Raw genomic sequence first — 20,090 nt, 5'->3', positions numbered from 1 at the left:
GATTGTCATGAATCCCTTTTTGTTGTTGGTGCTCATCTTTCTGACCCTTGCCTGGGTTCTTGATCTCGTTCTGGAAAACAGGAATCTGTCCTGTCTTTCTTCGGCCATTCCCGATGCATTCACGGATGTCCTTGATGCCAAGGCCTACGCCCGATCCCAGGACTACACACGTGTCCGATCCCGATTTTCCATGGTCAAGGGAACCTTTGAGTACCTGCTTGTGGTCATGTTCATCTCCCTTGGAGGCATTGGCTTGCTGGATGGTTGGGTGCGATCCCTGGGTTTTTCCCCCCTTGTGGTCGGACTGGTGTATTTTGGTATTCTCGGTCTGGCATCGGATCTGCTGTCCATTCCGTTTGACCTCTACCTGACCTTTTCGCTGGAGGAACGGTTCGGATTCAACACCACGACCATGCGCACCTTCTGGTCGGATCGACTCAAGGGCTATGCATTGACCATGGTTTTGGGAGGTGTCTTGCTGGGAGTCGTGCTCTGGTTGTTCATGCGCACGGACCATCAGGCCTGGATCTGGTGTTGGGGATGTACTACCCTGTTCATGATTACCATACATTATGGCGCTCCCCGATTCATTTTACCTCTTTTCAATGATTTTACCCCGCTTAAGGAGGGAGAGCTCAGGGATGCGGTCACGCAATTTGCCGAACGGGTCGGATTCAGGCTTGCCGGTATTGTTGTCATGGACGGATCCAGACGGTCCTCCAAGTCCAATGCCTTTTTCACCGGATTTGGATCCAGAAAACAGATAGCCCTGTTTGATACCCTTATTGAAAGACGCACTGTCAGGGAGCTGGTGGCCATTTTGGCCCATGAGGTCGGGCATTATAAGTGCAAACATATCATCAAGGGATTGATCATGGGCATTGCCAAGACAGGAGTCGTGTTCTGGCTCATGGCCCAGGTCATGGGCGCAAGGGAATTGTCCGCGGCCTTTGGTGTTGAAGTTCCTTCGGTGCACACGGGATTGGTCATTTTCGCCCTGTTGTATACCCCCCTGTCTCTGGTCCTTGGACCGGTAAGCAATTTTTTTTCCCGGAAACATGAATGGGAGGCGGACAGATTCGCGGCCCTTCATATTGATGATCCTGAAGATTTGGTAACGGCCCTGAAAAAACTTGCTGCAGATAATCTGTCCAATCTCACCCCACACCCCTGGTATGTGGCGTTGCGGTATTCCCATCCTCCGGTGGTTGAACGGATCAGGGCAATCCGGAGGCTTGCCCGGGCGGGTGGATTCCATGAAGCACCGTGAACTGCTGAGGGAACAGGACAGATTGCAGCCATTAGCCATTGCCACGCGCAACTTCGCGGGATATTGCTGGAGCCATGTTTGTCGGGCTTTGTCACTACCACAGGGAGCGCCGGGGTGCGCAGGGAGCAAGAATGAGAAGGAACAGTCTGCTGATTGGCATGGGTCTGGTGGGCAAGGTTTCACAGATACATGAGTTTATCCAGCGCTTGGACGATCACGCCCTGCAGGAACTGTTTCCGGAAGTCTTCCTGACAGGGGTTGTGGTTTCCGAGCAGGATACGGATGCCGCCTTGATCCGTGATCAGGGCATTGCCATCAGTCATGATGTTCCTGCCCTGCTGGCTCATCGGCCCGATACGAAGATGCTGGTGGTTCTCGAGGATGACCCTGATTTGCTTGCCCGTCTTCGTAAAAGGATTCCCGCAACGCTGTCCTTGGTCGATGCCAGGACCGTATCCATTCTCAGGGATTTTGTGACCAGGGAAACATATTGCCCATCCTGCCAGAATGATCTGTCCACGGCCAGGTCCATGTTGAGAACCCTGCTGGACGAAGTGGCCGATGACATCCTGTTTGTTGATACCGATGGCAATATTCTTGATGTGAACAAAAACGTGTGTGAGCGCCTTGGGCAACCGCGTTCGTTCTTTCTGGGTAAACCCAGAAGAATGGCCTGGGATCAGCATACCCTCTCATGGGATGAACAGGATATCGATCCCTTTGAACAGGCTTTGCGGACTTCCACCAAAAGCGAAGGCATGCATGTGCGCATTGATCGTCAGGGCAAGCTCACCTATTTCCGGATTTATGTGTACCCCATTTTGGACGACCAATCCCGTGTGACGTCGCTTTTGGAGATGCGTCGGGACATTTCCAGACGGACGCATATGGAAAAGCAGCTGCAACAGTCCGAAAAAATGGCGGCCCTGGGAGAACTGGCCGCATATATTGCCCATGAAATCCGTAATCCCCTGGTATCCATTGGCGGGTTTGCCGGATCCTTGCTCAAGATGGAGGAGCTTTCACCGGCTGCGCTTCAGAAGGTACAGATCATCTTGGACGAATCCAAACGGCTGGACACCATTCTTCGGGGTATTCTCAATTTTGCCCGGCCCACACCCCATGAACACGGCATGGTCGAGGTGAACAAGATTGTTGAAGAGACCATGCAGGTCATGGGCATGGGGTGCGAGAAGCAGGGCGTTCATCTCAAGCTGCATCTGACCAGAAATCTTCCTCCGGTGCATGGACGGGCCGAAGCCATCAAACAGAGCCTGATCAATGTGGTCAAAAACGGTATTGAAAGTATGGGCAAGGGCGGAGAGCTCAGCGTGACCACCCGTGATCAGGGTGCATATGTGAGTATCGAGGTGGTGGACACAGGTACGGGGATCGACACAAGACATATGGAAGACATTTTCAACCCCTTTTTCAGTACCAAGAAGAACGGTTCGGGTTTGGGACTGGCCATGACCAAGAAGGTCATCGAGGAGATAGGGGGCCGTATCGAGGTGACCAGTACCAAGGGACAGGGAACCATGGTAACCCTGCTGCTCAAAAAGAACAATGCAGCAAAGTGACTGCGCTGGATACACCTGGTGCTGTCATTGCGTGGTTGTTTCCCGAACCGTACTCCTGTGCAGCGGGTATGCATGAATGACTCGATATTTCATCATATTGCATGGATGATGTATAACCATAGAAACAGATAAGGACGAGTTGATGAGCACCATTGTACTTGCCACGGGCAATCAGGGTAAAATTGCGGAATTCAGATCCATGTTCAAGGAACTCATGCCGGATATCACCATCTGTGGATTGCGGGATTTTCCCCAGATCGGCGAAATCGAGGAGACCGGAACCACCTTTGAGGAGAACGCACGCATCAAGGCCGAGACCGTTGCCCGACTGACCGGGCACGTGGCTGTTGCTGATGATTCCGGCCTGGAAGTGGATGCCCTGGACGGCCGTCCCGGCGTGTATTCGGCAAGATATTCAGGGCCTGATGCAACCGATGAACGCAATTATCGCAAACTTCTCGATGAGTTGAAAGATATTCCCACCAGCAAACGAACCACCCGTTTTGTGTGTGTCATAACGGCCTATGCGCCCAATGGAGAGATGCTGGTCAGCCGAGGTACCTGGGAGGGAAGGATCACCACGTCTCCCATGGGTGATAACGGTTTTGGTTATGATCCGGTGTTTTGGGATGATGCGGCCAGCATGACTTCGGCCCAGATGGACCGGGCCATGAAGAACAGTCGCAGCCACAGGGGCAAGGCCCTGCAATCTTTGCTTGAACAATGGCCGCTTTTTTGGGAAAGGGTCTGAAATAATATGGTGAAGAGCATTTTTTTGCATCTGCCTTTTCGGGGATAAACAAGGAGCGTAATACATGTGCGGGATCATCGGATATGCGGGTCACAGGCCTGCCTTGCCCATCATTGTGGAAGGACTCAAAAGCCTTGAATACCGGGGGTATGACTCGGCCGGCATCGCCTACATGAAAAAGGATCGGATCAATGTGGTTCGTTCCGAAGGTAAATTGAGTGTCCTGGAAAAAAAGCTGGAAAGGATCAACGCCCTTTCGGCCACCTATGGCATTGGTCATACCCGTTGGGCCACCCATGGACTGCCCACGGAGAAAAACGCCCATCCGCACATTGATGACCAGGGCCGCCTTGCCCTGGTCCACAACGGGATCATTGAAAATTATCAGGAACTCAAGGATGCCTTGCAAAAGGAAGGTCACAAATTCTGGTCAGATACGGATACCGAGGTGCTGGCCTATCTCATCTCCAAGGGTGCCCGGCTCAAGGATTCCATCCCCGAGGCCATTTCCTGGGCCCTGAAACAGGTGGATGGCTCCTATGCCTTTGCCCTCATTGATCTGGAAAATCCCGGCAAGATCTGGGCGGCGCGCAATGCAAGTCCTCTGCTCCTTGGTCTGGGAGCGGGCGAGAATTTTGTGGCCTCGGATATTCCGGCCTTTCTGCCCTACACCCGGGAGGTCATCTTTCTCGAAGACAACCAGATGGTGGAGATGGATGCCAATTCCTGGAAACTTTATGACGTGGAGACCCTGGAACCCCTGAGCAAGAAAAACCAGCACATTGCTTGGGATCTGCAGGCTGCTCAGAAATCCGGGTACAAGCATTTCATGCTCAAGGAAATCTTTGAGCAGCCCCAGGTCATCCGGGACTGTTTGGCCGGTCGTGTGGACGAGCGCAAACAGACTTTGGATATCCCGGAACTGAAAACCATGGACGTGCCCAAAAGGTTGAGCATTGTGGCCTGCGGGACATCCTATCATGCCGGCCTGTGGGCCAAGTATATCATTGAGTCGTGGGCCAGGATCCCCGTACAGGTGGAGATTGCCTCGGAATTTCGTTACCGGAGTCTGGTCCTGGACAAGGATGACCTAGTCCTGGCCATCAGCCAGTCGGGAGAGACGGCCGATACCTTGGCGGGTATGCGCATTGTCCGTGAAAAGGGGGTTCCCGTACTGGGACTGTGCAATGTGGTCGGATCCTCCGTGGCCAGGGAGTCGGATGCGGTCATTTATACCCAGGCAGGTCCCGAGATCAGTGTGGCCTCCACCAAGGCCATGTGCAGCCAGCTGGTCCTGCTGACCCTTTTGGCCTATTACTGGGGGGAGAAGAAAGGGACCTTGCGTCAGGAAGTCAGGGATACGATTCTGCCCGGTCTTCTTGCCCTGCCCAAGCAGCTCAAGGAAGAGCTGCCCATGATCCGCAAAAAGGCCAAAAAGCTGGCCAGGGAATATGCCTGGGCCAAAAGTTTTTTCTATCTCGGCCGGGGCATCAATTTTCCCCTGGCCCTGGAAGGGGCCCTCAAGCTCAAGGAAATTTCCTATATCCATGCCGAAGGGTATGCTTCCGGCGAAATGAAGCACGGACCCATTGCCCTTATCGAACCGGATTTTCCCACCTTTGCCCTGGCCCTGGACGATTTTCTCCTGCCCAAGGTCAAGTCCAATCTCAAGGAAGTACAGGCCCGCGGTGGCAGGATCATCGCCCTGACCCACAAGGGAGCCAATATCCAGGAAGAGGACACCTGGGTCATCCCGCGGGTAAGGGGACCGCTGGGCAGTTTTTTCGTGCTCCCGGCGTTGCAGCTCTTTGCCTATGAAATGGCCGTCTACCTGGGCAAGGATGTGGATCAACCCAGAAATCTGGCCAAGAGTGTGACCGTGGAATAGCTTGAAAAGGGATATCTGATATCATTCATGCCATGAACAAAAAGAAGTGCCTTTTCTATCAAAGTAGAAAAGGCACTTCTTTTGTATTCTACTGGACTCGACTTTCACGCTTAACCACATAAAAAACGGTAAAAATACAAGTGTATCAAAGTATTATAACTTTAATCCTTGTAAGACCCCATTTTCCATTTTGTACCCCATGGCAGCGGGTCCGGGGCAGCAAAGTGCCTTGATAGATGGGAGGAGGATCACCCGTCAGTGGTCTGGCGGGACAGGGAGCAGGATACAGGCGAGGAACTCACGCCTCAACAATTCCGGTCACTGGTCGACCAGTACACCTATTGATCCATGTAGTCACTTCGGACATATTCGAAAATAGCCCTGGTCTTTTTGCCGTAGAGTTGCAGGGCATCCCAGTCCGGCTGCCGGGGCACCCTTTGCATGATCATGCCGTCAGACCCGAACCAGCAGGGAAGCAGGCCGCCAAAAAAGTACCCCCGCTGGCGCAGGATGGTGACAGCCTCTGCAACACCGGGATCGCCCAGATTCAAGTATACCTGCATCAGACCGCCGGGACCGAATGTGGATTCGCCCTTTTCAATGATCCCTGCGAAGTCGGTCCCGGTTTTTTTCACAGTCAGTCGGACCAGTTTGGAATCTGCAAGCACAAAATCCTGCTTGTCGGTCTTTCCGGACAGTGCCCGACCCTTCATATGCTCCCGGACAAGTCCGAGCCCGGCGTAAAGAGACTGTATGAATGGAGCATACTCGTCAGGAAGGCAGACGGAACAGACCGATTTCTCCCTGACCAGAAACATGAGTGTCAGGGAGACGTTGCAAGCGAAGCCGCCCTCATTTTTTGTAGGCTCCTGCGGGCATGCATTCCAGCTCCAGTCCGGTGGGCACCATCCCCTGCTGCAGGGCAAGCCGCTGTGACACTCGATGGTTGCACACTGTTTCGCTAAAGAGCACCTGCAACCCGAAACGTTTCGGACAGTTGCCTCCAGCTACCTGGCTCAAGTCAACGGCAAGATGGCTGTTACGGTAGGATTTGAGAATCATGAGCTCACCGATCTCGTGCACTTTCGGATTGGGCGCATGGCGAAAGAGACCAACCAGCCCCACCACTTCACCCTTGGGCGTTCGTGCAACAATGGTGTACTGATCATTGGTGGCGTTAGGTGTAGACATGATCGATGGGGAATGAATCTTCATGGATTGCCAGATAGGCAAGGGAAATGCCCAACGCATCGCTCGGACGGAACATGTCGATCTCCACATCCTGTCCCGGTTCGATATCCTGTCGAGCCTCAATAAGGGATTTGATGCGTTTTTCTCTGTTCATTAAGTGTCTTTTGCGATGATTTTCTTGTCACGCAGCTCGTTGTAAAGAGCCTGGGCATAGACGGTATGGCCCTCTGCATTGAAGTGCACGATATCAATAAACATTTGGTAACGTCGGGGATGTTTCCAGATGTACGGAGCCAGGCGCAGTACGGGCAATCCCTCAGGGACGGCAAATCTGTCCACGGCAAAGTCCTGGAGAGCGAACTGGATTGTGCTCCATTTGTCGATGTAAAATCGCCAGTTGGACTGAATAGCCGAGAGCTTGGCCTCATCCTCGGGGTTGACCTCGGCTTCATAACTGAAAACGTAGTCGAACATGGCCACATCTGCCCCCCTTTCTCGTGCATAAGCGGTCATCCGCCTGAGGAGATGCAGGGATTCTTCAAACACTCGTTCCTGTTGGAAACCGGGTTTGCTGGCAAAGGCCTTTTGTCTTTCGTCACTCTTCATCCATTTTTTCCGCAGGGCAGTACCAAGGCAGGTTTGGTCAAGCGCTTTCTGGTACCACGGCTTGTGACTTTGAAGCTTGTGAATAAACGCCATGGGCCAGGGAGTGCCTGGCTCCCAGTCCTTTCCGTTGACAACGGCGATGGAAAGATCGTTCATATTGGGCCGGATCAGCAGAATATCGCCAGGACCGATGGGAAGCGCGGTCACTGCCTCTGCAGTCTGCTGGCCGTTGTAGCCGATGATGGATGCATTCATGACCTGATAGTCATACCCTGCCTCGTCCAGCCTGTTTTGCAGGACGTTCAACCACAAGTGCTGTTCTTCAGGCAATTTGGCGCCAAACAGTTCCGATTCCCCGGCAACCCAGATCTTGCGTTTCCCGGGTTGTGGTTCAGGTCCGCGCTGTCCCAGGCTGTTGATATGGACCTGCTTTGATGCGTACCCCTGTTTGAGTCTCCAGTGAAGCGGCGGACCGCATTCATCGATGAACTCGTTATATGGATACTCACCGACCTTTTTGGGTTCAAACGGAATGGAGTGTTTCTTGAGATAGTCCTTCCTGGCCTTGATCTCAGCCAGGACAATGAGCAGGATGATCAATGCAAAGGAGAACATATCAGACCTTGGTTGAGGTTGGAGAATTATTATCCTGTACACCGGCACAGGTATCAGCCTGTTCGTTGTGGGCAAGTAGCACAGAAGGAAGCACAGCACACAGCAGGCAACAGACGTTCATATCGGCGCGGAGGTAGGCGGCAACCACCCTGATGTTGCATTGCATACGGCCCCGGGAAACATCGACCGGCGCAGTATGCTTTATTCATTCACCCCGCTGATGACCTGCAAAACCGGTGCTGAGGTCAATGACTGTCCAGTTCTCCTGTCTGGCGGAGACCTTCATACAGGAGTATGGACGCGCAATTGGCCAGGTTGATGGATCTTACCTGCCCCCAGATGGGGATGCGCACAAGATAATCCGCCTGGTCCATGATTTCACCAGGTAGTCCCCGGGTTTCAGGACCCAGAACAATGATGTCCTTTGTGTGAAAGGAAAAGGTATGATGGGGTTGTCCCTTGCGGGCGCTGGTCATGATCAGGCGCACACACGGGTCCAGGGATGCGGTGAACGAGGACCAGTTCTTCCACACACGAACGTCCACATGGGGCCAGTAATCCAGGCCCGCCCGTTTCAGGTATCGGTCGTCCAGGCTGAAGCCCAGAGGTTCGATAAGATTGAGGGGCGTGGTCACGGCGGCGCAGAGACGGGCTATGGTTCCCGTATTGGGAGGGATTTCCGGTTCGTACAGGGCTATCTGCATAAGGGTTGCTCTTTGGAGTCAAACTTTATATCCAGCGCTGTGGACGAAAACAGGGAGCCCAAACAGAAGCACCCTGATCCACCGGGGTATAAAAAAAGGCCCTGGAAAGAACCAGGGCCTTGCTCGTTGTATGTGGTGGGCGGTCGGAGATTTGAACTCCGGACTTCCACCGTGTGAAGATGGCACTCTCACCGCTGAGTTAACCGCCCGAACAGGGACGTTTTCTAGAAAAAAAGATCTTGCAAGGCAAGTTCTTTTTTTCTGATATCTTTCAAACATTGTATTATGGATCCGGAAGGTACCCTGTTGTTCCCGGATTCTTTCCCAAACACGACCCCACAAGGAAGACGCATGAATATTCTCGTAACCGGTGGATGTGGCTTTATTGGTTCCAATTTTATCCATTATCTTTTTGACACCAGGGACGATGTACTCGTCGTCAATGTGGACAAGCTGACCTATGCCGGCAACCTCCAGAATTTGGCCTCCATTGAAAAAAAACATGGTGGGAGCAGATATGTTTTTGTTCACGGGGACATCAATGATGCCTCCTTGATCATGAAAACAATGCGTGCTCACCAGATTGACGCGGTGGTCAATTTTGCAGCCGAATCCCATGTGGACCGGTCCATCAACGATCCCTCTCCCTTTGTCACCACCAATATCAACGGTACCCAGACCCTTCTCGAAGCGGCCCGCCAGCTGGATATTCCCAGATTCGTTCAGATATCAACGGACGAAGTCTATGGTTCCCTGGGACCTGAAGGGCTGTTTTCCGAAACCACTCCCCTGGCACCCAACAGTCCCTATTCGGCATCCAAGGCTTCGGCCGATCTGCTGGCCCGGGCCTATCACAAGACCTACGGCATGCCCGTTGTCATTACCCGGTGCTCCAACAATTACGGTCCGTACCAGTTTCCTGAAAAACTCATTCCCCTTGTTTTTACCAGGGCCATGCAGGACGAATCCATCCCGGTGTACGGGGACGGCCTTAATGTGCGCGATTGGATTTATGTGCGCGATCATTGCAAGGGTGTGGCCATGGCCCTGGAAAAGGGCCAGCCTGGTCAGGTGTACAATTTCGGTGGTCATGCCGAGATGGCCAACATCAACATCATCAAGATCATTCTCCGGGAACTGGGCAAATCCGAGTCCCTGATCACCTTTGTCAAGGATCGTCCGGGTCACGACCGCCGTTATGCCATGGATTTTTCCCTGGCTACCAGGGAACTGGGCTGGACTCCTGATCATGATTTTGCCTCGGGGATCAGGGAGACCATTGCCTGGTACACCTCCAACATGAAATGGCTTCGTGATGTACAGTCCGGCGAATACCGGACATTCATGAACGAGTGGTACAGCGAAAGAAAGTAAACATGTGCGCAGTAAAAAATGCCAGCATCTTCAACCACCACTGCGTTTCATCCGTCCTCTTGGTTCGCTTCCTCAACCCTTAACAATTACAAGATAACCACATGGAACAATACATAAAAACAGGCCTGGTCGGCGCAACCGGCTATACAGGTATGGAATTGGCCCGGCTCATGATCGGTCATCCCGTTTTCAAACTGGTTCTGGCCACTTCGCGCAAGGAGGCCGGCAAGACGCTGGTGGATATTTTTCCCCATCTGCAGGCCACAATTCTGGCTGATGTTCCCCTTGTTTCGCCGGATCCGGATGTTCTGGCCAAAGAGTGCGATCTGGTTTTTCTGGCCGTGCCCCACGGAACAGCCATGAACATTGCTGCCGAACTTCTGGCCCGCAAGGTCAGAGTGATCGACCTGAGTGCGGATTTTCGTCTGCATGATGCCGGGGTCTATGAAGCCTGGTACAATGTCACCCATACCCAGCAGCAGCTTCTGTCCCAGGCGGTTTACGGCCTGCCTGAACTCTATGCCCAGGACATTGCCCATGCCGAGCTCATTGCCAATCCCGGTTGCTATCCCACTTCTGCCATCCTGGGCCTGTACCCTGCCTTGCAACAGGGGCTCATCAAGACCGAGGACATTGTGGTGGACAGCAAGTCAGGGGCAACCGGTGCCGGACGCAAGGCCAGTGTTTCTTCCCTGTTTTGCGAAGTGAATGAAAATTTCAGGGCCTACAATCTGGGCCAGCATCGGCATACGCCCGAGATTGAACAAGAGGTTTCCGTGGCTGCCAGCACCCCGGTGACCCTGTCCTTTAACACCCACCTGGTGCCCATTGACCGGGGCATTCTTTCCACCATCTATACACGTCTTAACCAACCGGCCACGTTAACGGCTGTGCATGATCTGTTCACCCGTTTTTATGCCCACAAATCATGGGTCCGGGTTCTGCCCCAGGGCGCATTGCCCCAGACCAAATGGGTGCGGGGAACCATGTTCTGTGACATCGGCCTGGCTGTTGATCCCCGAACCGATCGGCTGATCATTGTCACGGCCATTGACAATCTGTGCCGGGGAGCATCAGGTCAGGCCCTGGCCAATGCCAATATCATGTTTGGGTTGGACCAGACTCTGGGGCTTCATGGGGGAACATTGATCCCGTAACCATTTTGCATGAATTGCCATGAAAAAAGGCTGCCGGAAATATTCCGACAGCCTTTTTCTCTTGTTTGGGTAAGGGGTGCGCCTCAAGGACGATTATATCCCTGGAAAACAGGTGCTCTCAAGGCTTCTCCCATTTTCTTTTTGGGTTGCAGGCATATTGTCTGATTGCCCCAGACGTCCCGGTGTAATGCTGGAAAGCTTATGATGCCCGTCTTGAGCGTCGTGGTGTCCGTTGTCCCTGTCTGGATCGGGGGCTGGCCGGTGCGATCCTGCTGGTTTGTGATCGTGGACGTCTTGATCTGGTTTGTTGTCCTCGGGGGGCAGGCCGGGCTGCTGCACCCGTGGCGTTTTTGGCCTCTTCGCTGTGAAAGGGATGATCCATGACCACAGGCACGCTCTTTCGCAGCAATCGTTCGATACTGCGCAGATAATCACGCTCAGGGGCACTGCAAAAGGAAATGGCCATGCCTTGGGCACCGGCTCTGGCAGTCCGTCCGATGCGGTGGACATAGGTTTCGGGTTCCACGGGAAGATCATAGTTGATCACATGGGTGATCCCGTCCACGTCAATGCCCCGGGCCGCGATATCCGTGGCCACGAGCACGCGGATTTTGCCCTTTTTGTACGCATTCAAGGCCTGTGTACGGGCATTCTGGCTCTTGTTGCCGTGGATGGCTGCTGCAGAGACCCCGGCACTGGTCAGTTTGGCAACCACTCGGTTGGCCATGTGTTTCATCTGTGTGAACACGATGACCTTTTTGAAGGAGGCATCCTGCATGAGCCGGTTGAGCAGAGTCGGTTTGGCGTTTTTGTCCACAAAATAGAGTTTCTGTACAATCCGTTCCACAGCGGGTTGTTCCGGAGCAATGTTCACCCGTGCAGGATTGGTCACCAGGGTGGTGGCCAGATCCATGATCTGTTTTTCCATGGTTGCGGAAAAGAACAGAGATTGTCTTTTGACGGGCAGTTGGGCAATGACTCTGCGGATATCCGGGAGAAATCCCATGTCCAGCATCCGGTCGGCCTCGTCCAGCACAAAGATTTCAATACGGCTCAGGTCAATGTACCCCTGGCCCATGAGATCCAGAAGTCTGCCCGGCGTTGCCACGAGAATGTCCAGGCCGCGTTTCAGTGCCTTGACCTGGGGATTTTGGCTCACACCGCCAAAGATGACCGTGTGATGGATGCGCATGTATTTGCTGTAATCCTGGATGGAGGCGTCGATCTGTGCGGCCAGTTCACGGGTGGGCGCAAGAACAAGCACCCTGGGGTTGCCGGGAATGCGTTTTTTCGGGTTGGTAAAGAGATACTCCAAAATGGGCAGACTGAAGGCGGCTGTCTTGCCGGTTCCGGTCTGGGCGCATCCGATAATGTCCTGACCCTTGGTCAGAAAGGGAATGGCCTGTTCCTGAATGGGGGTTGGATGCGAGTATCCCTTGTCGGCTACAGCCTTTTGGAGTTCCGGGATGAGCCGGGCGAAAACCCCTTTTGGGTCCGGTTGTGTCTGGCCTGCTTTCTGGCTGTTGCGGGGCTGACGGATTTGCGAATGAGTTGCGGTGCGGGTGGTACGTTGGGTCAACATATAATGGATGATATCCTTACCGGCGTGTTGTTCCATTTTCCTGCCTGCCGGTGAGGAAAAGAAAATACGGATGTCGTGTCCCTGAAGGGAGACATCTCCTTGCGTGCACTGTCCTGATAAACCTGCAATTCAAAAAAGATGAAGAGGGGATCTGGCAAGACGGAAAAACGGTATCGCGGGGAGATAACAAGGATCGCTGCATCAAAAGATGAAGGGATGCCGACTCCGCATCTTGGTACACGGATGCTCCCACAAAAAAAGGGTCATCAGTTGGTCCTGATAACCCTTTGGTGTATGCAAGTGGTTCCGGAGTCGCTTCAAAGAGATGTATGTGAAAGTACTGGGTTGGTCAAGGGGAAAAGAGGCGTGGCAGCAAGAAACAGGGTTACACTGCCCCAGGCATGGGAAATACATGTCCAGGACAATGTTCCTGGGGTCCGGATTGGGTTGATCATCCTCTGGTTCTGGAACAATCAACCCCATCCGGAATCATGATCACGTATTCCGGAGCCCCTTGGCTATGCGGTCCCCGATATGTTTGTCTATGTTGTGCCAGTAGTCCAGGGCGCGCTGGAGAACCGGTTCCCTCACGCCCCCCTTGAGATGGCCGATCACGTTGGCCACCAGCCTGTCTCGTTGGGCATCGTCCATAACTTCCCGCACCAGGGTTCCGGCCTGGCCGAAGTCGTCATCATCTTTGCGCAGGGTATAGGCGGTGCGCATGAACTCGCCGTCAGCACTCCATACGGCCTGTTCGGGATAGCGCTGGGGATCCGCCTTGGGTCCTCCCTTGGAGTTGGGTTTGTACACGGGATCAGACACATTGATCATGCGCATGGCCCCACCCTTTGCGTAGCTGTGCACGGGCGATTTGGGCCGGTTCACCGGGATGTGTTTGTAGTTGACCCCCAAACGGGCCCGATGGGCATCAGAATATGAAACCAGGCGGGCCAGAAGCATCCTGTCGGGACTTGGGCCGATACCGGGTACCATGTTGTTGGGTTCAAAGGCTGCCTGTTCGATTTCCGTGTGAAAGTCGCTGGGATTCCGGGTGAGCTGCAACCGTCCCACTTCATGGAGGGGATAGTCGCCATGGGGCCAGACCTTGGTCAGATCAAAGGGATTGAATCGATAGGTTGCGGCCTCGTCAAAGGGCATGATCTGGACTTTGAGGGTCCAGCTGGGATACTCGCCCCGGTTGATGGCCTCGGCAAGGTCGCGCCGGTGATAATCCGCATCCGTGCCTGCGATACGATCCCCCTCTTCCTGGGTGAGAAAGTCAATCCCCTGGTCGGTCTTGAAATGATACTTGACCCAGAAGCGTTCACCCTGGGCATTGATCCACATGTAGGTATGGCTTGAATACCCGTTCATGTGTCTGTAGCTCTTGGGGATGCCCCGATCGCTCATGAGAATGGTCACCTGGTGGGCGGATTCCGGACACAGGGTCCAGAAGTCCCATTGCATGTCGTTGTCACGAAGACCATTGTCGGCACGACGCTTCTGGGAATGAATGAAGTCCTGAAATTTCATGGGATCACGGATGAAGAACACCGGGGTGTTGTTCCCCACCATGTCGTAGTTGCCCTCCGTGGTGTAAAATTTGAGGGCAAACCCGCGCACATCCCGCCACGTGTCCGGGCTGCCGCTCTCCCCGGCCACAGTGGAAAATCGCGCCAGTACTTCGGTTTTAGTACCTGGCTGGAACACGGCCGCCTTGGTGTACGCACTCACGTCACTGGTCACCTCAAAGTGCCCGAATGCCCCTGAGCCCTTGGCATGGGGCTGGCGGTCCGGAATCATCTCCCGGTTGAAGTTGGCCATCTGTTCCATCAGGTAGTGATCATGGAGCAGGATGGGACCGTCGGGACCCACGGTAAGGGAAAATTCATCGCTGGATACGGGAATGCCAGCATCTGTGGTTGTGGGTTTGGGTTTGTCTGCCATAGGGGTACCTCCTTGTTGGTTGGAGAACGGGAATCAATGCTGCTGATATTCTGCCAGATGGTGGCATTGTGCCAGTCATGTATTTGACCATGACTATTTGAGACATGGATTCCTGCAAACATGGCACACGGAGCACAAAATATCCAGCACTATCTCCCCTATCAGCTCAAGTCTCCGGGAAATGTGCTTGACCTGGCATGAAAGTTCAGCCACCCAATCCTTCATTGACCCATTTCCCGTGTAGTTGTTCGGCCTGACCATTGAGGGGATGTGGGTTGGCTCTGTTTTGTTCACCCATGTTTCGGGATTTTCCATGACCTTTTTACGCATAACCCAGATCAAACTCCCCATTGATCATACCCAGGAAGATCTGCACAGGGCTGTGGCCCAGCGTCTGGGAATCAGCCCCTGTGGCATCAGGACCATGCAGGTGCGCAGGCAATCCATTGATGCCCGCAAGCGGGGGATGGTCTTTTTCGTCTATACCCTGGATGTGGAACTGGCTTCGGGCACAACGCCTTCCGGATCCTGCCCGTATACCCTATCTCCTCATCTGGAGTATACCCCTCCGCCACGTGTTGTGAAACCACCCTCGCCCCGTCCGGTGGTTGTTGGTGCGGGTCCGTGCGGGCTGTTTGCCGCACTCATTCTTGCCCGGGCCGGGTATTGTCCCCTGGTTCTTGACCGGGGAAAACCCGTGGATTTGCGGACCCGTGATGTGCAACGGTTCTGGGAGACCGGAATCCTGGATCCTGAAAGCAATGTTCAGTTTGGTGAAGGCGGGGCAGGAACCTTTTCCGACGGCAAGTTGAATACCGGAATCAAGGATCGGAACAACCGATGCCGAAAGGTTTTGACCGAGTTTGTGGCTGCTGGTGCTCCCGAGGATATCCTGTATGTGAGTCATCCCCATATTGGTACGGATCTGCTCGTCTCGGTTGTCCAAAATATCAGAGAGACGATCACTGCGTTGGGGGGAGAAGTCCGTTTTCAGGCTCAGGTGACCGGGCTGCGCCTCCAAAACGGACGATTGTGCGGGATAACCATTAATGACCATGAAGAAATGGATGTGAGGCACCTTGTCATGGCCATTGGTCATTCGGCCCGGGATACCTTTGCACTGCTCAAAGACGCTGGTGTTGCCCTGGCTCAAAAGCCCTTTTCCCTGGGATGTCGCATTGAACATCCCCAATCACTGGTGGACAGGGCCCTGTACGGACGGGATGCTGGTCATCCCCGACTGGGGCCGGCTCCGTACAAGTTGGTTCACCATGCCCGGGGAGGAAGATCTGCATACACCTTTTGCATGTGCCCCGGAGGACAGGTCATTGCCGCAGCCAGCGGGCCGGGAGAAGTGGTCACCAACGGCATGAGCCTTCGGGCCCGAAGCGGAAAAAACGCCAATGCCGCCCTGCTTGTGGGTATACAAACCTCGGATCTGCAGGGAGATGATCCCCTGGCCGGGGTGGCGTTTCAGCGTCAATGGGAAACCAGGGCCTTTGAACTGGGCGGAGCGGATTTTCATGCTCCGGCTCAATTGGTGGGTGATTTTCTTCAGGGGGTGGGCTCCAGGGTGTTGGGCGAGGTTCTGCCCAGCTATACCCCGGGAGTCAGACTGTGCGATTTGAGATCATGCCTGCCGGAGTATGTCCGGGCCACCATGCAGGAAGCCATTGTGGCCCTGGATGGCAAGCTCAAGGGGTTTGCCCTGCCTGATGCCGTGTTAACCGGCGTGGAGACTCGCAGCTCCTCGCCCGTGCGCATTCTGCGCGATGAACGTCTTGAATCCGTATCCGTCAAAGGGCTCTATCCTGCCGGAGAAGGTGCCGGGTACGCCGGGGGTATTACCTCGTCGGCCGTGGACGGCATCCGGGTTGCCGAGATGGTGGCCCGTAAGCTGAACCATGCACAGAATCATTAACGGCCAAAGGATTGCTCCGGGATTTTTTTGTCAACGGCCTCAATCCTTTTTTCCCTCTAATCCTCAACCACATTGTTCTCATGTTTATTCTTGAAGCTCCTTATGTTTCGGATTTTTTGAAGCAGACCATTGCGGACAGGAAGGCACCTGTTCTGGCCAATGAGATGGCCATACGCCATTTCGGGCCGGATGCGCCCTTTTTGTGTACGGACGATGATTTTGTTGCCCGATCAGGCCAGGGTCTTCCCGTGTATTCCAATTCTGAAAACGCCATTGACTGGATCAACACCCACCTTGGAACAACCGGGCTGCCCGACACCATCGGGGTGTTCAAGGACAAGATCCGTTTTCGCGAGCTTATCCGGGACATGCATCCGGGCTATGTGTTCAAGGGAGTGGATTTTGCCGAACTCGAACACCTTGACCCGTCGGCATTTCCCAAGCCGTTCATCATCAAGCCGGCTGTGGGGTTTTTCAGCCTGGGCGTGCACAAGGTGGATTCGGATGAGGACTGGCCTCGTGTTCTTGAAGCCATCACCAATGAGGTCTCACGCATACGATCTCAGTATCCTGACCAGGTTGTATGCCTTGACCGGTTCATCGTTGAGGAGTGCATTCAGGGAGAGGAGTTTGCGGTTGATGTCTATTTTGACCACAAGGGCGAACCCGTCATTTTGAACATTCTGGGACATCTTTTTGCCTCGGCTGATGATGTCAGCGACCGGGTTTACCTGACATCCCCCACCATCATCCGTACCTGGCTGGATCGGTTCACCGCATATCTGGGTGAAATGGGTTCCCGGGCGCATCTGAGCCATTTTCCGGCCCATGTGGAACTGCGTGTGGACAAGGAAGGCCATATCATTCCCATTGAGGTCAATCCCATGCGTTTTGCCGGATGGTGTGTGGCCGATCTGACCTTTCACGCCTGGGGATTCAATCCTTATACCTATTACCTTGACGGCAACAAGCCTGATTGGGAAAGCATTCTGGCCGAGCATGAGGGCCAGGCCGTTGGTGTGCTTGTGGCTGATGTGGCTGCAGATGTGGATTGTGCATCCATCACCCGGATAGATTACACTTCCCTTGCAGCCCGGTTTTCCAACCCGCTGGAACTTCGGCGGATTGATGTCCACGAGTATCCGGTGTTCGCCTTTCTCTTTGCCCGGGTTCCGGAGAATGATCTGAGGGAATTCAGGGAGCTGCTTCATTCTGACCTCAAGGAATTCCTGACCATCGCCCGTACCTGACTCTGGCCGTGTCCGTGTAGCTGACGACATCTGTCGAGGTTGCTGCAACGGGCGGTTATGGGCGCAGGACCTGTACAGGCAACCCCATGTACGGGTGGCCAAAAAAAATGAAAAAAGTTCTTGCCAATGGTTGGGTAAACCTATAGAAACTCTTTCTCTTGTTGCGGGGTGGAGCAGCATGGTAGCTCGTCGGGCTCATAACCCGAAGGTCGTAGGTTCAAATCCTGCCCCCGCTACCAATAATAACCAGAAGGGCCTTGGATGCATAATCCAGGGCCCTTTTTTCGTGAGTCAGATGTACTCCCCTTTTCCAGAAAACACAGCCAGGACAAGGCATATCAGGTAGCCATACGGATGAGCCTTGCTTCTGTTGCCTGCGTTTAAAACTCCTCGGCGTAGGAATTGTTTCATGGTTGCTTTTTTTTGTCGTCTTTTCTGTGCCCCCCTTTTCCGGGTTTTGATGGGTGGAGTGATGATCAGCTTTTCCGCCATTTTTGTGAGACTCACCCATGCGGAATCAGATGTTGCTGCATTTTACAGAACGTTTGTGGGTGGAATTTTTCTGGTTTTGGTATCAATGGCGCGCAAGGAATCATTGCGGATTTCAGGCAGAATTTTGCCCTGGGTCCTGAGTGCCGGGGTCTGTCTGGTTCTTGATCTTCTTTTCTGGCATCGATCCATTGCCCTTGTGGGGCCAGGTCTGGCTACCATTCTGATCAATTTTCAGGTTTTTGTCCTGGCTGCTGTGGGGTGGATGTTTTTTTCAGAAACTTTGCCCAAACGGCTTTTTATTGCCATTCCCTTGGCCCTGATGGGTCTGTGGCTCCTCGTGGGTGTTGATCTACACGTTCTTCCCCAGGAAATATTCCTTGGCATCGGGTTGGGACTTGGGGCGGCATTCTGGTTTGGCCTCTACACTTTGCAGGTGCGTATTTCCCAAAGTTTTCCCGAAGCTTCCGGAGGCGCTCCCAATGTGGCCATTATCTCTTTGACCTCAGCCGCCCTGCTGGCCTGCGTGTGTTGGATTCAGGGAGAGACTCTCGGGATTGCAACGGTTCAGGATGGGGTTTGGCTGATTTTGTATGGCCTGATTTCCCAAGGAGTTGGTTGGCTGCTTATTGCCACGGGATTGCCCCATATTCCCGCCTATGTGGCCGGGATGGCCATTTTGATTATGCCTACCTTGTCTTTTATTTGGGATATTCTTTTTTTTGCTCGGCCAACAGGTGCCACAGGCGTGCTGGGAGCAGTCCTTGCTCTGATCTCCATATGGATGGGGGTTAAAGCTCCTTGTCCTTCCGATCATACTAATACCGGCTGAGGAGTCTCCACGTACCGGCATTATCATTATGGTCATCCATTCAATGTACTTGGTTCTGGGTTTGGAACCTGCTGGCCGGGGTCGTTCTCAAGGGGCGGTTTGTGGGAGAGTCAGCAAGCCATGCAAAGGTTTTTTGGCGGGCAAGCATGTGTACCCCCTCATGGATCAGACAGATGATGATCCAGGCAAGAAGCATGGTCACCACGGTATGGCTGAGGTAGTGGGCACCTTTGAGCATTTGATACAGCCCCATGATCCAACCCATGACCAGACCAGTGGCCAAGCCGGCCAGTTTGTATGAACGTCTGTTGCATACGAAAAACAGGGCCATCATGGCAAAACCGCCTGAAGCGTGGCCTGCTGGATAACATTTACCCCTGTGCTTCGTGTGAAACCCTTCTGGATAGTGTTCAAATAATTTTACATAGGGATAAACACCGTCGTAGCGTTGGATCTGTTCGGGGCAATACATGTTGGTAACCTGTTTTATGCGGGCTATCAGAAAGGGCACGATGATCAATGCAAGAATAAAAATCAGCAATTCTTTTCTTTTTGATCGAAGATATTTTTTTTGAGATGAAAATATCAAACAAAGAATGCTTAAAATACCCATGGCAACAATGAATTTTTTTGATCCATTATAAAAGATGCTGCGTAATAATTCATTATGATTGCCGACCATCCATGTTCCTGTATCAAAATTGAAAAAATGATCCTGAACACGAATATCAATATTCGTGTATTCGAAAATGATCATTGCCATGATCAGGAGAATGACTGATCCCAATATATTTGCGTATATACTTTTTGTACTCATAGGTATAATGTATCGTAGCTATTGTGTTTGCACATATTGTTCTATTTCATATGTTGATTGAAAAAATGATTATTATGAATTGTCGTGCATATTTTTGATGATGTAATATGTGTCGT

17 protein-coding genes and 2 tRNA genes are annotated in these 20,090 nt (G+C 53.1%); 10 read left to right on the top strand and 9 right to left on the bottom strand.

Translation table 11 applies throughout. The annotated features are described in order from the left end of the window. The first annotated feature begins 7 nt into the window (after positions 1 to 7). From DPF_RS06335 to glmS, 4 genes are all read left to right on the top strand, one after another. Entirely contained in the window at positions 8 to 1,270 is a 1,263-nt protein-coding gene (locus DPF_RS06335; protein ID WP_069858147.1) for a M48 family metallopeptidase, read from the top strand. A 131-nt stretch (positions 1,271 to 1,401) separates the two neighbouring features. Further along, positions 1,402 to 2,850 (top strand): two-component system sensor histidine kinase NtrB, encoded by a 1,449-nt coding sequence (locus DPF_RS06330; RefSeq protein WP_069858145.1) that lies wholly within the window; start codon positions 1,402 to 1,404, stop codon positions 2,848 to 2,850. A 142-nt stretch (positions 2,851 to 2,992) separates the two neighbouring features. Next, positions 2,993 to 3,601, top strand: a complete 609-nt coding sequence (locus tag DPF_RS06325) for an XTP/dITP diphosphatase (RefSeq protein WP_069858143.1) — start codon at positions 2,993 to 2,995, stop codon at positions 3,599 to 3,601. 64 nt (positions 3,602 to 3,665) lie between these two features. Next, positions 3,666 to 5,489, top strand: a complete 1,824-nt coding sequence (glmS, locus tag DPF_RS06320) for a glutamine--fructose-6-phosphate transaminase (isomerizing) (protein WP_069858141.1) — start codon at positions 3,666 to 3,668, stop codon at positions 5,487 to 5,489. 338 nt (positions 5,490 to 5,827) lie between these two features. On the opposite strand, the gene DPF_RS06315 is transcribed toward glmS, so the two are convergent. The 6 genes from DPF_RS06315 to DPF_RS06295 form a co-directional block, all read right to left on the bottom strand. Next, positions 5,828 to 6,202, bottom strand: coding sequence for a hypothetical protein (locus DPF_RS06315; RefSeq protein ID WP_141721073.1), 375 nt, complete (start codon positions 6,200 to 6,202; stop codon positions 5,828 to 5,830). A gap of 139 nt (positions 6,203 to 6,341) precedes the next feature. Then, positions 6,342 to 6,680 (bottom strand): GNAT family N-acetyltransferase, encoded by a 339-nt coding sequence (locus tag DPF_RS06310; protein ID WP_141721072.1) that lies wholly within the window; start codon positions 6,678 to 6,680, stop codon positions 6,342 to 6,344. Next, complete coding sequence (locus DPF_RS14025) at positions 6,667 to 6,834, bottom strand: hypothetical protein (RefSeq protein ID WP_176724187.1); 168 nt, start codon at positions 6,832 to 6,834, stop codon at positions 6,667 to 6,669. The genes DPF_RS06310 and DPF_RS14025 overlap by 14 nt, the downstream gene beginning before the upstream one ends. Beyond that, positions 6,834 to 7,901: an SGNH/GDSL hydrolase family protein gene (locus tag DPF_RS06305; protein ID WP_069858135.1), complete on the bottom strand. Its 1,068-nt coding sequence runs from the start codon at positions 7,899 to 7,901 to the stop codon at positions 6,834 to 6,836. The genes DPF_RS14025 and DPF_RS06305 overlap by 1 nt, the downstream gene beginning before the upstream one ends. A 245-nt stretch (positions 7,902 to 8,146) precedes the next feature. Then, a complete protein-coding gene (locus DPF_RS06300) occupies positions 8,147 to 8,605 on the bottom strand; it encodes a tRNA (cytidine(34)-2'-O)-methyltransferase (RefSeq protein ID WP_069858133.1) in 459 nt (152 codons plus the stop codon). Between the two features lie 133 nt (positions 8,606 to 8,738). Continuing rightward, positions 8,739 to 8,814, bottom strand: a tRNA-Val gene (locus tag DPF_RS06295). Positions 8,815 to 8,956: 142 nt separating this feature from the next. On the opposite strand from DPF_RS06295, the gene rfbB reads away from it, so the two are divergent. Then, positions 8,957 to 9,979: a dTDP-glucose 4,6-dehydratase gene (gene rfbB / locus DPF_RS06290; protein ID WP_069858131.1), complete on the top strand. Its 1,023-nt coding sequence runs from the start codon at positions 8,957 to 8,959 to the stop codon at positions 9,977 to 9,979. Between the two features lie 101 nt (positions 9,980 to 10,080). After that, entirely contained in the window at positions 10,081 to 11,136 is a 1,056-nt protein-coding gene (gene argC, locus DPF_RS06285) for an N-acetyl-gamma-glutamyl-phosphate reductase (protein ID WP_069858129.1), read from the top strand. Positions 11,137 to 11,335: 199 nt separating this feature from the next. Here the strand turns inward: argC and DPF_RS06280 are convergent, their stop codons facing one another. Both DPF_RS06280 and DPF_RS06270 read right to left on the bottom strand, forming a co-directional pair. Then, complete coding sequence (locus DPF_RS06280) at positions 11,336 to 12,718, bottom strand: DEAD/DEAH box helicase (RefSeq protein ID WP_083254556.1); 1,383 nt, start codon at positions 12,716 to 12,718, stop codon at positions 11,336 to 11,338. A 495-nt stretch (positions 12,719 to 13,213) separates the two neighbouring features. Continuing rightward, the gene (locus DPF_RS06270; protein WP_069858125.1) at positions 13,214 to 14,665 is read right to left on the bottom strand and encodes a catalase; all 1,452 of its coding nucleotides are present in this window, start codon (positions 14,663 to 14,665) and stop codon (positions 13,214 to 13,216) included. A gap of 313 nt (positions 14,666 to 14,978) precedes the next feature. On the opposite strand from DPF_RS06270, the gene DPF_RS06265 reads away from it, so the two are divergent. The 4 genes from DPF_RS06265 to DPF_RS06250 all read left to right on the top strand — a co-directional run bounded on the left by DPF_RS06265 (position 14,979) and on the right by DPF_RS06250 (position 19,157). Then, positions 14,979 to 16,586 (top strand): NAD(P)/FAD-dependent oxidoreductase, encoded by a 1,608-nt coding sequence (locus DPF_RS06265; RefSeq protein ID WP_069858788.1) that lies wholly within the window; start codon positions 14,979 to 14,981, stop codon positions 16,584 to 16,586. A gap of 80 nt (positions 16,587 to 16,666) precedes the next feature. Further along, positions 16,667 to 17,836, top strand: a complete 1,170-nt coding sequence (locus DPF_RS06260; protein WP_069858786.1) for an ATP-grasp domain-containing protein — start codon at positions 16,667 to 16,669, stop codon at positions 17,834 to 17,836. Between the two features lie 162 nt (positions 17,837 to 17,998). Then, positions 17,999 to 18,075: transfer RNA gene (locus DPF_RS06255), tRNA-Met, on the top strand. 170 nt (positions 18,076 to 18,245) lie between these two features. After that, positions 18,246 to 19,157: a DMT family transporter gene (locus DPF_RS06250; protein ID WP_069858123.1), complete on the top strand. Its 912-nt coding sequence runs from the start codon at positions 18,246 to 18,248 to the stop codon at positions 19,155 to 19,157. A 40-nt stretch (positions 19,158 to 19,197) separates the two neighbouring features. On the opposite strand, the gene DPF_RS06245 is transcribed toward DPF_RS06250, so the two are convergent. After that, positions 19,198 to 19,974: a phosphatase PAP2 family protein gene (locus DPF_RS06245; RefSeq protein ID WP_083254510.1), complete on the bottom strand. Its 777-nt coding sequence runs from the start codon at positions 19,972 to 19,974 to the stop codon at positions 19,198 to 19,200. Positions 19,975 to 20,090: the final 116 nt, after the last annotated feature.

The organism is Desulfoplanes formicivorans (assembly GCF_001748225.1).
In the GTDB taxonomy this organism is placed as follows: domain Bacteria; phylum Desulfobacterota; class Desulfovibrionia; order Desulfovibrionales; family Desulfomicrobiaceae; genus Desulfoplanes; species Desulfoplanes formicivorans.
This window is presented reverse-complemented; position numbering and strand designations above follow the sequence as displayed.

Bases quoted from the DNA above. Each gene is read 5' to 3' on its own strand.
- argC (WP_069858129.1), top strand. From the start codon at position 10,081: ATGGAACAATACATAAAAACAGGCCTGGTCGGCGCAACCGGCTATACA.
- DPF_RS06325 (WP_069858143.1), top strand. From the start codon at position 2,993: ATGAGCACCATTGTACTTGCCACGGGCAATCAGGGTAAAATTGCGGAA.
- DPF_RS14025 (WP_176724187.1), bottom strand. From the start codon at position 6,834: ATGAACAGAGAAAAACGCATCAAATCCCTTATTGAGGCTCGACAGGAT.
- DPF_RS06280 (WP_083254556.1), bottom strand. From the start codon at position 12,718: ATGTTGACCCAACGTACCACCCGCACCGCAACTCATTCGCAAATCCGT.
- rfbB (WP_069858131.1), top strand. From the start codon at position 8,957: ATGAATATTCTCGTAACCGGTGGATGTGGCTTTATTGGTTCCAATTTT.
- glmS (WP_069858141.1), top strand. From the start codon at position 3,666: ATGTGCGGGATCATCGGATATGCGGGTCACAGGCCTGCCTTGCCCATC.
- DPF_RS06335 (WP_069858147.1), top strand. From the start codon at position 8: ATGAATCCCTTTTTGTTGTTGGTGCTCATCTTTCTGACCCTTGCCTGG.
- DPF_RS06305 (WP_069858135.1), bottom strand. From the start codon at position 7,901: ATGTTCTCCTTTGCATTGATCATCCTGCTCATTGTCCTGGCTGAGATC.
- DPF_RS06250 (WP_069858123.1), top strand. From the start codon at position 18,246: ATGGTTGCTTTTTTTTGTCGTCTTTTCTGTGCCCCCCTTTTCCGGGTT.
- DPF_RS06265 (WP_069858788.1), top strand. From the start codon at position 14,979: ATGACCTTTTTACGCATAACCCAGATCAAACTCCCCATTGATCATACC.
- DPF_RS06300 (WP_069858133.1), bottom strand. From the start codon at position 8,605: ATGCAGATAGCCCTGTACGAACCGGAAATCCCTCCCAATACGGGAACC.
- DPF_RS06270 (WP_069858125.1), bottom strand. From the start codon at position 14,665: ATGGCAGACAAACCCAAACCCACAACCACAGATGCTGGCATTCCCGTA.
- DPF_RS06310 (WP_141721072.1), bottom strand. From the start codon at position 6,680: ATGTCTACACCTAACGCCACCAATGATCAGTACACCATTGTTGCACGA.
- DPF_RS06315 (WP_141721073.1), bottom strand. From the start codon at position 6,202: ATGAAGGGTCGGGCACTGTCCGGAAAGACCGACAAGCAGGATTTTGTG.
- DPF_RS06330 (WP_069858145.1), top strand. From the start codon at position 1,402: ATGAGAAGGAACAGTCTGCTGATTGGCATGGGTCTGGTGGGCAAGGTT.
- DPF_RS06260 (WP_069858786.1), top strand. From the start codon at position 16,667: ATGTTTATTCTTGAAGCTCCTTATGTTTCGGATTTTTTGAAGCAGACC.
- DPF_RS06245 (WP_083254510.1), bottom strand. From the start codon at position 19,974: ATGAGTACAAAAAGTATATACGCAAATATATTGGGATCAGTCATTCTC.